This window comes from Reella acinonychis, assembly GCF_052828705.1.
This window is the reverse complement of sequence record NZ_CM128256.1, coordinates 697,368-710,787: the sequence shown is the minus strand read 5'-3', so window position 1 is coordinate 710,787 and position 13,420 is coordinate 697,368. Positions and strand designations below refer to the sequence as shown.

Sequence of the window (13,420 nt, the reverse complement as noted above, 5' to 3'; positions counted from 1 at the left end):
CGGAAGAGCTTTTCCTGCCCATTCTAACAAATTATTTTGCTACAAAGCTGAATAATTTGCCCGGCACATAAATGGTTTTCACAATGGTTAAACCTTCAAGGAATTTCTGTACATTGACATCAGCAAGTGCCACAGCTTTAATATCTTCTTCAGACATATCCGCAGGCACAGTCACTTTGCCACGCACTTTACCATTTACTTGAACCACGACGAGTTTTTCGTCTTCCACCATCGCTTTTTCATCGGCTTGCACCCAAGGTGCGAAGTCGATGCTGTCTTGGTTGCCCAAATTTTTCCACAATTCAAAGCAGATGTGCGGTGTGATTGGGTAAAGCATACGCACTACAGCACTTAAGGCTTCCGCCATAATCGCTTTATCTTGATCGCCTGTAAGTGGTGCTTTGGTCAATTTGTTCATCAACTCCATAATCGCTGCAATTGCAGTGTTGAAAGTTTGACGGCGACCAATATCATCACTCACTTTAGCGATGGTTTTATGCACTTCACGACGAAGATTTTTCTGATCAGCTGAAAGTGCGGTTGGATCTAACGCAGTTTTTGCAGGATCTTTTTGGTATTCAAACGCTAAATTCCATAAACGACCTAAGAAGCGTTTTGCCCCTTCCACGCCTGATTCTTGCCATTCCAACGTCATTTCAGCCGGAGAAGCGAACATCATAAACAGACGAACCGTGTCCGCACCGTATTTTTCCACCATTTCTTGTGGATCGATACCGTTGTTTTTCGATTTGGACATTTTGGTCATACCCGAATGCACCAACTCACGTCCTTCTTTATCAAAGGCTTTGACGATACGGCCTTTTTCATCACGCTCAAGAGTCACTTCCGTTGGGCTGACCCAAATACGTTCGTTAGTTGGGCTGGTGTAGTAAAATGCATCAGCAAGCACCATACCTTGACAGAGTAATTTATCCGCTGGTTCATCACTGCTGACTAAACCCGCATCACGCAACAATTTGTGGAAGAAACGGAAGTAGAGCAAGTGCATTGTAGCGTGTTCGATACCGCCGATATATTGATCCACTGGCAACCAGTAATTCGCTTCTTCGCTGTCTAACATACCTTGTTGATATTGTGGGCTGGTGTAGCGTGCATAATACCAAGACGACTCCATAAAGGTGTCGAAAGTGTCCGTTTCTTTTAACGCAGGTTGTCCGTTGTAAGTGGTTTTCGCCCAATTTGTATCGGCTTTGATTGGGCTCTTCACGCCGTCCATTACCACATCTTCAGGCAATACAATCGGTAAATCTTGGATTGGGGCTGGCACTACGTCGCCATTTTCAAGGGTTAGCATTGGAATTGGAGCCCCCCAATAACGTTGGCGAGACACGCCCCAGTCACGTAAGCGGAAATTCACTTGGCGTTTACCCACGCCTAGTGCGGTCAATTTATCCGCAATAGCGTTGAATGCACCGTCAAATTCCAAGCCATCAAATTCCGCAGAATTTACTAATTTACCGTATTCAGTAAAGGCTGCTTGGCTGAAATCCCACTCGCTGTTATCAAGCGGTGCGATCACTTGTTTAATTTGCAAATCGTATTTTTGTGCAAATTCAAAGTCACGCTGGTCGTGTGCAGGCACTGCCATTACTGCACCCGTACCGTAGTGCATTAACACAAAATTTGCCACCCAAATTGGCACCGCTTGTTTTGTGAGTGGATGAATAGCGTATAAACCGGTCGCCATTCCTTTTTTCTCCATTGTGGCTAATTCGGCTTCTGCCACTTTGGTGTTTTTGCATTCTTGAATAAATTGAGCTAAATCAGGATTATTTTCTGCTGCTAAAGTTGCTAATGGATGCGCTGCTGCCACTGCCACATAGCTCACACCTAAGAACGTATCAGGACGCGTGGTGTAGACCGCTAATTTTTCTTGGCTGTCTTGAATATCAAAGGTAATTTCCACCCCTTCAGAGCGACCGATCCAGTTGCGTTGCATCGTTTTCACTTGATCAGGCCAGTTCGGAAGGTGATCTAAATCACCTAAAAGTTGTTCAGCGTAATCCGTGATTTTGATGAACCATTGCGGAATTTCTTTTTGCTCCACAGGCGTATCACAACGCCAGCAACAACCTTCGTGCACTTGTTCATTCGCCAACACGGTTTCATCGTTCGGACACCAGTTTACTGTGGATGTTTTTTTGTACACTAAACCTTTTTTATACAACTCGGTAAAGAACCACTGTTCCCATTTGTAGTAATCAGGTTTGCAGGTGGCAATTTCACGATCCCAGTCGAAGCCAAAACCTAAGGATTGCAACTGTTTCTTCATATAGGCAATGTTTTCGTATGTCCATTTTGCTGGTGCAGTTTTGTTTTTAATCGCTGCCCCTTCCGCAGGCAAACCGAACGCATCCCAACCCATTGGTTGCAACACATTTTTCCCGTTCATTCGTTGGTAGCGAGAAATCACATCGCCAATGGTGTAGTTACGCACGTGTCCCATATGCAGACGACCTGACGGATACGGGAACATAGAAAGACAATAGTATTTCTCTTTTGAAGTATCTTTAATCGCTTTGAACACCTTGTTTTCAGCCCAAAATTGCTGAATGCGAGGTTCAATTTCGCTTGGATTATATTGTTGTTGCATAAAATCACCTTAAATTTAACCGCACTTGCGGTAAAAAACTAAATTAGAAAATGTGGTATAGGATAGCCTAAAATCGTAAAAATTGCATTAAGCTTCAAGTAATTTTGCTGATTTAATCGACTAAAATAAAATTGGCTCTTTCGCTAATTCATTGCTTTCAAACATCCATGGCTCAAAACGGCAAATATTATCATTGGAATTGATAAAATTTTGTAATGATTGTTCAAATTGGTTAATAGTCTCAATATAGCTCGGTTTAGCGTAACGATGGGTGAGTTGATAGCACACTCGCGGAGTTGGTGGTTCTTGGATTCGATAGCAAGAAATATCTAAATATTGGCGTAAAAAAGAAACTAGCGACATAGGAGCAATCGCCCAATGCTCTTTTTTTGTTAAATATCTTGAGATTAATGAGCCGGTATTCACAGTAATAAATGGGTGTTCATAAGGACTCCAATGCGCATCATGCCATTGTCGAAAATCAGGTCCCCATGCAAGAAATATCTCATTTTTCACAGACAATTCATTTGGATGAATAAAATCATAATAAGGGCTATTTTTGTTACAAATCAAGTACATCTGCTCACGATAAACAGGCTTAGAAATAATGTCGTTATATTTCATCTGACTAAAAACAAACCCAATATCCATTTGCCGACTTTCGACTAAATTATGAATTTCAGAAGAATGAAAGGTATGAATACCCAATTTAACATTTGGATGCTCTGTCGCGTAACGCTGAAAGAATGGTACAAAAGTAAAATTATTCACTAAATCTACACTACCAATATTTAACGTTTTAATATCCTGTATTTGCTGTAATTGCCTCGTATCTTTCCACAAAGACATCCATTGCTGAGCAATGGGAACAAACGCTTTCCCTTGGGAAGTTAATTCAATATTTCTTATTCCTTTACTGCGCACCATTAAACAAACATCTAATTCTTGCTCTAAAGATTGTAAGCGACTACTGATTGTTGATTGGGTGACAAACAAACTGTCAGAAGCGGCTGAAATATTGCCAAATTCAACAACAGTTAAAAAGGTTTTTATCTGATCAAATGTCATATCCCCTCCGAAAATATCGAATATATCGATATTATATATCTAAAATATTCGTTTTACTATAATTTACAAGCTTGCTATTTTTAAGCCGATTTTAAGTAAATAGTGGAGAAAAAAATGCAAAATCCTGGTTTTAAAATTGTGAAAGACTTTTCAAGAGTTGAAAAAGACAAAATTGAACAGCTGCGTAGCATTCCTGTCACTATTCTAGGTGACAGCTCAAATCGTACTGCTTGCTGTTCAAATAATATGTTTGCAACAAGCAAAAACCGCTTATTAGGTAGCGCTTATACTGTGCGTGTACCAGCAGGTGATAATCTGCTATTTTATTATGCGATTGAAAACGCTAAAGCTGGCGATGTCATCGTAGTTGATGGGGAAGGATATACAGGCAGAGCTCTTTGTGGAGAGATTATGGTTGAATATGCGAAACAACGGGGCATAGCAGGTATTGTCGTATATGGCGCAATTCGTGATAAACAAGATGTGAGTGATATTGGCTTACCCGTTTTTGCGTGCGCAACAAATCCAAATGGTCCATATAAAAATGGTCCAGGAGAAATCAATGTACCCGTCAATATTGCAGGAAAAACCATTTGTCCTGGCGATATTCTCGTTGGCGATGAAAATGGTGTAATCGCGATTAAACCAGAATATCTAGATACCGTTTTAGTTCGTTCTAAAGAAATTATCGAAAAAGAAAAACAAATGTTAGATGAAATCCGAACACATAAAAAATTAAATCTAAGTTGGTTACATAAAAAATTAGCCGATAGCCAATGCGAGTTTATTGAGGAAGCATAATATGACTATTACTTTTGATCTATTACAAACCGTAGGTTTAGCCGCAATTGTATTTTTATTAGGTAGCTATATCAAAACAAAAGTGCGGTTCTTTCAAATCTATTTTATTCCAGCACCAGTTATTGGTGGATTAATATTTAGTTTTCTCACATTTATAGTCTTAAAATTAGGCTTATTTGAGATTAAGTTAACTGGAACTTTACAAAATTTCTTTATGAACCTCTTCTTTACTTGTACTGGCTTTACTTGCAGTATTAATGTAATGAAAAAGAGTGGGCGTTTAGGTGCTATTCTTGCTATTGGCGCAGTATTATTCCTCTTTGTTCAAAATCTTGTTGGTGTAGGTTTAGCTTCACTCTTTGGTTTAAATAAACTACTAGGTGTTGCAATGGGTTCTATTTCAATGTCAGGTGGTATTGGATCTGGTGCAGCATTTGGTCCAACGCTAGAATCATTTGGTGCAGAAGGTGGAACAACCGTAGGTATCGCTGCAGCAACCTTTGGTTTACTATTAGGCAGTATTATTGGTGGACCTGTTGCTAAACGTTTAATCGCAAAACATAATCTGAAAAGTGAAGATCTCGCTGATGATAATCAAAAGAAATCAGAAATCTTTGAGCTAAACAGTAAAAATATGTTCAATAGTGTCGTAATGATTTTAATTGCTGCATTGATAGGATCCTATATTTCTATTTTATTAAACAAGACAGGATTAACATTCCCATACTATGTGGGCTGTTTATTTGGCGGTGCAATCATTCGTAATATCGCAGATTTAAATATTCTAAAAATTAGAATGAAAGAAATTGATGTGATTGGCGATATTTCACTTAATTTATTCTTATCAATGGCATTAATGACATTAAATATCAATAAATTATTAGATCTCGCACTCCCAATGATTGTGATCCTCATTGCGCAAGCTGTGGTAATGATGCTATGGGCATATTTCATCACATTCCGTACAATGGGTGGCAATTATAATGCTGCAGTTATGGCAGCAGGACATTGCGGCGTTGGTTTAGGTCAAACGCCAAATGCGATGGCAAATATGGCAGCAGTTATTGAGAAAAACGGTCCCGCACCAACTGCTTGGTTTATATTGCCTGTAATTACTGTTATCTTTATCAATATCAGTAATCCATTAATCATTACATTATTTATTAACCTATTCAAATAACTTAAAAGGGAGCATAAAGCTCCCTTTTTTCACATATAAAAACTCACCGAAAATGTACCGCACTTTTCCCTACTCTACAATCTCTGCGGAATAGTTGAGCTTATAAATGGCTTGTTTTAGGCTTTCATTATCAACGGAATTTTTAGCGAGAATATTCACATTTCGTTCTTTAATATTTGCTTTGGTATGCAGCACGCCTTCCACATTTCGTAGTTCTTTGTTCACCAAGTAAACGCAAAGTTGGCACGTCATTTCTTTAATATGCATAACCACTTTTTTCTCATCATTTTGTAACGTAGTGGCTTGGACAGAACCAATAAGCAAGCCCCACATTGTGAGCAGTTGAATTAATTTTTTCATTCTAAAAACCAAGGTAAAATTGTCGGGTACAGTAAGAAAAATAAAATAACGATAAACATTATCCAATATAAGACTAACAATTGGCGATGCGGAAGGTATTTAGTACAAATAATGCGCTTAGAAAATACCAATAACCAAAAGCCGTAGCCAAAAGCCCCCAAAGAGAGAATTAGCATGGGAATACGTAAATATTCATATTCGCCAAACCCAATCAACCACGTGGAAGAAACGCCAAATAATAAGTAAATGAGCGGTCCAATACAACACAGGGTTGAAGTTACTGCTGCAACGACAGCAGTAACACAGCTTACAATAAAACGTCGATTAGCGTTGTTTTGAGATAAATTCATATTTGAACTCTTTTGGATCGAATGAATTTAATGGGTCACCGCCAATTTCTGCATAAGGATAGCCAAAATTATTTAATGGTGCGATTTCTGGTAACGGGAAAAGATCGAAATCACGCGCATAATTAAAGCCAATCCAGTTCATTTCCCAGTTACCAAATAAATAATTCGCCACTTGCTGCACATCAGGATCTTGTACCGCTTTTTTCTCTGCTAAACGCATTTTAGCTACATCAGCAGAATCCACTGGCACCCAACCAAAACCCGCTAAATAAAATTCTGCGCGGCAATGTTGTCCACCTCTGACATCAGCAACACCTTTATCATCTGCTTTCCCAAAAGCCCCTTTTGAATATTTCCCCATTTTTATCGCTTGACCTAAACGGATACCAAACACTTCTCGAGCAGGAATTCCCGAAGCGCGAGCCAAAGCAACAAAGACAGAATTAATATCCGTACATTTACCTTTTAGTACGCCTGTGGTAAGAATTTTTTCTACATCTCCATCACCGCAACCTAACACTGAATTATCACGTTCCATATTGTTCACAATCCAACGATGAATCAATTCCGCTTTTTTCAATGGATTCGTTTCAGTACCGACAATTTTATCGGCATATTGCTTAACAATACCGTCAGTTTTTATATGATCCGTTGCTTGTAAATAAGGCAACACATCAACAGGATAAGTAATTTTTTCTGGTGTTTGATAAGCAGATAACGCCTTTTGTAACATAGGTTCGCGATCTTTCGTCTGCACTAACAAAGTCACTTTTAATTCACGTTTATCCGCATTTTTATCCCAAGTTGCAAATAAGGTTTTCGCACCATAGGCATTATTTTCTGTAATATAAGCCTGCTGATAATTGCCTTCAAACTGAATGGACTCCACTTCTTGATATTCATTATTAAAAGGCAAAGGCACCCATAATTTCATTTCGCCTTGTGATCCTTTCGGCACTTGGAGATCATAATTTTGTGTTAATTCATATTTATGTGAAGTCGTGTGATAATTTGGAAGCGTATCCGCTTGCACAAAGAGAGGTGCACATAAAAGTGCGGTGGATAAAAACCATTTTTTCATAGGAAAACTCCATGTGATAAATAAACAAACTTGCTATATTTTTATACTTTCTCGCAGTAAGAAAATATGTTTTAAGCATACGCTCAAATCAGCAAAATAGAAAGTGCTATTTTTGACGAAATTTTGTTTCCTTTTGTGATGTAAATTCCAAAAGTGCGGTGAAATAATTGCAAGATTTTATGCCTTCGACAAAAGTAACCTCGTTGAGCAAACTCAACAGTTCTATATTAATGAAAGGAAAAAATCTATGAAATTAATCAAAACCTTATTAGGTTCTGCCATTTTATTGGGAACCTTATTAAATAGCCAATCCTTGTTTGCAGAAACTCAGACGGCAAATTCTGAATCCAATAGCGCAGTGAAAACAGAAATGCCCATTGTCGTTGGAGAAAAGCTGAATATTAACACAGCAACTGCAAGTGAAATTCAAAAAGCATTGCTTGGTATTGGAGCAAAGAAAGCTGAAGCCATTGTGCAATATCGTGAGAAGCATGGCGCTTTTACCGCAGCAGAACAGTTACTTGAAGTTCAAGGTATTGGCAAAGCCACATTAGAAAAAAATAGAGATCGTATTGTGTTCTAAAAAACAAAATGGCGGAATAACCGCCATTTTTTATTCATTAGCATAACCGTTATCTGGTAGCTGTTGATTATCCAAATAAGCTTTACCATTAATTTGTTGTAAACGATCATCTACAAACCACTTAACCACCAATGGATAAATTTGCGTTTCTTGAATTTTGACCCGTTGTTCAATGTCTTCAACTGTATCTTCTGGAAAAATAGGTACTTTGGCTTGCAAAACAATTGCGCCACCATCCACTTCTTCATTCACAAAATGAACTGTCGTGCCATGTTCAGTATCGCCCGCCTCTAATGCACGCTGATAGGTATTTAACCCCGGATATTTTGGCAGAAGTGAAGGATGAATATTTAGAATTTTTCCGTCAAAACGTTGAGTAAATGCCGAGGTCAAGATTTTCATATAACCAGCTAAGACAATTAAATCCGCCTCAAGATGATCAATATAATCAGCAATCGCCTTATCCATTTCAAGATTATTGTCATAATCTTTACGCTCAAAAACTGCGGTGGGAATTTTTGCAGTTTTTGCTCTTTCTAAACCTAGTACACCCGCTTTATTACTGATCACCGCGCAAATTTCGGCATTGATCATTTTGGTTTCACAAGCGTCCATAATGGCTTGTAAGTTAATGCCCGTTCCAGAAATTAAAATAACAATTTTTTTCATAAAATTTACATAAAAATAGGGTGAGCCATATCTATAAATCACTCACCCTATATTTAATTAAGCAATAATAACTTGTTTCTCGCCTGCGTTTAATGGCTCAACTTGACCAATTAACCAAGCGTCTTCACCTGCTGCACGCAATACAGATAATGCTTTCTCCACATCTGCTTGTGGTAATGCAATAACCATACCAACACCACAGTTAAATGTGCGATACATTTCATAGGTTTCGATATTGCCTTTTTCTTGTAACCATTTGAAAACAGGTTGCCATTCCCAGCTTTTCTCATTAATCACTGCTTTCACGTTATCTGGTAATACGCGAGGGATATTTTCCCAGAAACCACCACCGGTTAAATGCGCAATCGCGTGAACATCAACATTTTCAATTAATTCTAAAACAGATTTCACATAAATTTTGGTTGGTGCAAGCACTTGCTCAGCCAAAGGTTTACCCGCTAATTGTTCTGTTGCAGGATTAACGCCTGCTACTTCAATCACTTTGCGAACTAAAGAATAACCATTAGAATGTGGACCGCTAGACGCCAATGCAATTAACGCATCGCCTGATTGCACTTTAGAACCATCTAAAATTTTTGATTTTTCTACCACGCCAACACAAAAACCTGCTAAGTCATAGTCACCTTCGTGATACATACCCGGCATTTCAGCAGTTTCACCACCAACTAATGCACAACCAGATTGAACACAGCCTTCAGCAATGCCTTTTACCACATCAGAAGCTACATCCACTTCTAATTTCCCGGTTGCATAATAATCAAGGAAGAATAAAGGTTCAGCACCTTGTACAACCAAGTCATTCACGCACATAGCAACTAAATCAATGCCGATGGTATCATGTTTTTTCAAATCAATCGCTAAACGTAATTTAGTACCCACACCATCAGTGCCTGAAACTAAAATTGGTTCTTTATATTTAGTTGGCAAAGCACATAATGCACCGAAGCCACCTAATCCGCCAATCACTTCAGGGCGAGTAGTACGTTTAACGTGCGGTTTGATACGTTCAACCAGTTCATTGCCAGCATTAATATCTACACCAGCGTCTTTATAACTTAAAGATTGTTTGCTCACAGTTCTGTCCTTTACAGTTCAAAATTTTGCGTATTATACAAGGTTACGTAATCGTTTGCGATAGTTTTATGTTGTACATTCAAGCTATTTTACTCAAACTCCAATTCCACTGCGTTATCACCAAGCAAGTCCACCAAAGCAGAAAGCAATTCATCTTGAGGATGAATACTCCATTGCACACCTAATTTCAGCAAAGCTCGCCCTTTTGGACTGTCGTAATACATATTAATCGGAATGGTTCCACCACTATAAGGCTCAATAATATCCTTTAATTGTCGGATAAAGTGCGGTGTAATTTGCGCTTGTTTTATACTTAGTGCCAGACTCTTCGCATATCGGCTGCGCGCTTCGTCTAAGGTTTCTAATTCGCGGACAGACATTCGCAAGCCTTGGGTAAACTCATCAAAACTCACTTGTCCTGAAACAATAACAATGGCATCTTTTTGTAGTTTCTCACCATATTTTTCCAACGCTTCGGCAAATAACGTAATATCGAGTTTGCCCGAACGATCATCTAAGGTCGCAATACCCAAACGACTGCCTTTTTTGGTTACCGCAAATCGAGAAGCGATAATTAAGCCACAGGCTTTGCTGGTTTTGCCTCTTTGATTTGGTGTTAAATCTGCCAAACGTGAGGAGCTGTAATGGGAAAGCTCTTTTAAATAAGGACTGATCGGATGGCTACTCAAATAAAGCCCAAGGGTTTCACGCTCGCCCTCTAAAATTTGTTTTTCACTCCATCGCGCCGTTTTCGCGTATTTACGTTCCACATCTTCATGACTTTCCGTCAACACGCCAAACATATCCGCCTGACCAATTTCCTCATCTTTTGCAAATTGATTTGAGGAATGTAACGCGTCTTCTAAATTCTTCGCCAATGCTGCGCGATGAGGACCTAATTTATCAAATGCCCCTGATTTAATTAAACTTTCAAAAGTTCGGCGGTTAATTTGTTTCAAATCTACACGCGCACAAAGATCAAATAAATCTTTAAAAATTCCACCGCGGTTACGTGCTGAAACTAAGGCTTCAATTGGACCTTCGCCCACACCTTTAATAGCACCAATGCCATAAACAATTTCGCCATTCTCGTTAACGCTAAAATGATGTTTACCCAAATTAATATCAGGTGGTAACACCTTTAATCCCATGCGCAAACATTCATCATAAAGCCCAACGATTTTATCAGTGTTATCCATCTCCGAGGTCATTACTGCTGCCATAAACTCTGCAGGGTAATGGGTTTTCAACCAAAGTGTTTGGTAAGACACCAAAGCATAAGCTGCAGAGTGCGATTTGTTAAAGCCATAGCCTGCGAATTTTTCTACCAAGTCGAAGATTTTCAACGCAAGATCGCCCTTTATTCCTTTTTTAACCGCTCCTGCTTCAAAAATGTCACGTTGAGCCGCCATTTCTTCTGGCTTTTTCTTACCCATTGCACGTCGCAGCAAGTCCGCTCCACCAAGCGTGTAACCTGCCAATTCTTGCGCAATTTGCATCACTTGCTCTTGATAAACAATTACACCATAGGTTGGATCTAAAATAGGTTTTAAACTTTCGTGTTGATATTCAGGATCTGGATAAGCAACTGGCTCATGCCCATGTTTTCGGTCAATAAAGTTTTGCACCATGCCCGATTCTAATGGACCTGGGCGGAATAATGCCACCAAAGCGATGATATCTTCAAAACAGTCAGGTTGAAGGCGTTTAATCAGATCTTTCATCCCGCGCGATTCCAACTGGAAGACCGCTGTGGTTTCAGCTCGTTTCAATAAAGCAAAGGAATCAGGATCATCCAATGGAATTGCAGAAATATCCACCGCACTTTTTCCTTCTTTGGCTAAACGTGCATTGATCATATCTAACGCCCATTTAATAATGGTCAGCGTGCGCAGACCTAAGAAGTCGAACTTCACTAAGCCCGCATATTCCACGTCATTTTTATCAAAATGCGTAACAGGATGTAACCCTTCAGAATCGCAATAAAGTGGTGAGAAATCCGTAATTAAGGTCGGCGAAATTACTACGCCCCCCGCATGTTTCCCTGCATTTCGTGTCACCCCTTCCAATTTACGCGCCATGTCTATTAAGGCTTTGACCTCTTCATCTGCATCATAGGCTGCTTGTAATTGTGGTTCAGCATCAAAGGCTTTGGCTAAAGTCATGCCGGGATCCGGTGGAATCATTTTAGAAATGCGATCCACAAAGCCATAAGGATGCCCAAGCACGCGCCCTACATCTCGAATTACCGCTTTCGCTGCCATGGTTCCGAAGGTAATAATCTGTGAAACCGCGCCACGCCCATAGGTTTCTGCCACGTGTTCAATCACGCGATCTCGCCCATCCATGCAGAAATCCACATCAAAATCGGGCATGGAAACACGTTCAGGATTCAAGAAACGCTCAAATAGCAAATCAAATTCTAAGGGATCTAAATCGGTAATTCTTAACGCATAAGCCACCAAAGAACCCGCACCAGAACCACGCCCTGGTCCCACCGGAATATCATTATCTTTCGACCATTGGATAAACTCCATCACGATCAAAAAGTAACCAGGAAAACCCATTTGGTTAATCACATCTAATTCCACTTGCAAGCGATCATCATATTCTTTACGTTTTTCTAACCGCACTTTTTCATCAGGAAAGAGCACTAATAAACGTTCTTCTAATCCCTCTTTCGCTTTTTTAATCAAGAAATCTTCAGTGCTCAGTTCACCTGTTGGGAATTGTGGCAAGAAATACTCGCCTAGACGAATGGTTACATTGCAACGTTGCGCAATTAACAAACTATTTTCCAACGCAGAAGGAATGTCCGCGAACAAATCGCACATTTCTTGCTCAGAACGGAAATATTGTTGCGTGGTATAGCGCTTCGGGCGTTTTGGATCATCCAAGGTATAACCATCATGAATTGCCACCCGAATTTCATGAGCTTCAAAATCGCTCGGTTGTAAAAACAACACATCGTTGGTAGCGACAACGGGAATTTGGTGGGTTTTGGCTAACTCCAACGCTGCTTGAATATAAATCTCATCTTCAGGATGACCAATTCGGGATAGGGTTAAATAAAAATGGTCAGGGAAAAATTCTTGATAAAAATGCACCGCACTTGTGACATCAGCAGCATTTGATTTTAATAGTTTTTTGCCAATATCACCATTTCGCCCACCAGAAAGCACAATAATGCCCTCTCGCAATTCAGCAAGCCATTCTTGATCAATATAGGGCAAGTCATCATAACCTCGCTGGTAAGCCTTTGATAATAAAAGCGTTATATTTTTATAACCCTCATTATTTTTAGCTAACAAGGTTAATTCAAATAATTCATCACCGCATAATGCACTTTTTACTAATACATCGGCACCAACAATAGGTTTAACGCCAGAACTCAAGGCTTCGCCATAAAAACGCACTAACCCACAAAAATTCGTAAAATCCGTTATTCCCAAGGCAACCATTTGATTTTGCACACAGGCTTTTACCAATGGTTTCACTTTGGCAATACCATTGATCATAGAAAAATCACTGTGAGTACGAAGATGAACGAAACGAGGGGATGACATGCTTATTCCTTGAAAATAAAAAGTGCGGTCTATTTTAGCGAGATTTTAAAACT

General features: G+C 39.4%; 11 protein-coding genes. 3 read left to right on the top strand and 8 right to left on the bottom strand.

The features are described 5' to 3' along the window. Positions 1-31 precede the first annotated feature (31 nt). Both leuS and ACUXZ4_RS03470 read right to left on the bottom strand, forming a co-directional pair. Positions 32-2,614, bottom strand: a complete 2,583-nt coding sequence (gene leuS / locus ACUXZ4_RS03475) for a leucine--tRNA ligase (protein WP_464973656.1) — start codon at positions 2,612-2,614, stop codon at positions 32-34. Positions 2,615-2,734: 120 nt separating this feature from the next. Then, on the bottom strand, positions 2,735-3,682 hold the full coding sequence (locus tag ACUXZ4_RS03470) for a LysR family transcriptional regulator (protein ID WP_464973655.1): 948 nt from the start codon (positions 3,680-3,682) through the stop codon (positions 2,735-2,737). 114 nt (positions 3,683-3,796) lie between these two features. Here ACUXZ4_RS03470 and ACUXZ4_RS03465 point away from each other — a divergent pair, with 114 nt between their 5' ends. Both ACUXZ4_RS03465 and gltS read left to right on the top strand, forming a co-directional pair. After that, positions 3,797-4,483, top strand: a complete 687-nt coding sequence (locus ACUXZ4_RS03465) for an RraA family protein (RefSeq protein WP_464973654.1) — start codon at positions 3,797-3,799, stop codon at positions 4,481-4,483. A 1-nt stretch (position 4,484) separates the two neighbouring features. Next, complete coding sequence (gene gltS / locus ACUXZ4_RS03460; RefSeq protein ID WP_464973653.1) at positions 4,485-5,663, top strand: sodium/glutamate symporter; 1,179 nt, start codon at positions 4,485-4,487, stop codon at positions 5,661-5,663. 69 nt (positions 5,664-5,732) lie between these two features. On the opposite strand, the gene ACUXZ4_RS03455 is transcribed toward gltS, so the two are convergent. From ACUXZ4_RS03455 to ACUXZ4_RS03445, 3 genes are read right to left on the bottom strand one after another with little or no spacing between them, the layout of a single operon-like run. Then, a complete protein-coding gene (locus tag ACUXZ4_RS03455) occupies positions 5,733-6,023 on the bottom strand; it encodes a heavy-metal-associated domain-containing protein (protein ID WP_464973652.1) in 291 nt (96 codons plus the stop codon). Then, positions 6,020-6,373, bottom strand: coding sequence for a hypothetical protein (locus ACUXZ4_RS03450; RefSeq protein WP_464973651.1), 354 nt, complete (start codon positions 6,371-6,373; stop codon positions 6,020-6,022). The genes ACUXZ4_RS03455 and ACUXZ4_RS03450 overlap by 4 nt, the downstream gene beginning before the upstream one ends. Beyond that, positions 6,348-7,454, bottom strand: a complete 1,107-nt coding sequence (locus tag ACUXZ4_RS03445) for a transglutaminase-like domain-containing protein (protein ID WP_464973650.1) — start codon at positions 7,452-7,454, stop codon at positions 6,348-6,350. The genes ACUXZ4_RS03450 and ACUXZ4_RS03445 overlap by 26 nt, the downstream gene beginning before the upstream one ends. A 247-nt stretch (positions 7,455-7,701) precedes the next feature. Between ACUXZ4_RS03445 and ACUXZ4_RS03440 the strand changes: the two genes are divergently transcribed. Then, complete coding sequence (locus ACUXZ4_RS03440) at positions 7,702-8,037, top strand: helix-hairpin-helix domain-containing protein (protein ID WP_464973649.1); 336 nt, start codon at positions 7,702-7,704, stop codon at positions 8,035-8,037. A gap of 30 nt (positions 8,038-8,067) precedes the next feature. On the opposite strand, the gene purN is transcribed toward ACUXZ4_RS03440, so the two are convergent. From purN to dnaE, 3 genes are all read right to left on the bottom strand, one after another. Continuing rightward, positions 8,068-8,706 carry a phosphoribosylglycinamide formyltransferase gene (purN, locus tag ACUXZ4_RS03435; RefSeq protein ID WP_464973648.1) on the bottom strand — a complete coding sequence of 213 codons (639 nt, stop codon included), beginning with the start codon at positions 8,704-8,706 and terminating at the stop codon, positions 8,068-8,070. 57 nt (positions 8,707-8,763) lie between these two features. Next, positions 8,764-9,801 carry a phosphoribosylformylglycinamidine cyclo-ligase gene (gene purM, locus ACUXZ4_RS03430; protein WP_464973647.1) on the bottom strand — a complete coding sequence of 346 codons (1,038 nt, stop codon included), beginning with the start codon at positions 9,799-9,801 and terminating at the stop codon, positions 8,764-8,766. An 89-nt stretch (positions 9,802-9,890) separates the two neighbouring features. Further along, the gene (dnaE, locus tag ACUXZ4_RS03425; protein ID WP_464973646.1) at positions 9,891-13,367 is read right to left on the bottom strand and encodes a DNA polymerase III subunit alpha; all 3,477 of its coding nucleotides are present in this window, start codon (positions 13,365-13,367) and stop codon (positions 9,891-9,893) included. Positions 13,368-13,420: the final 53 nt, after the last annotated feature.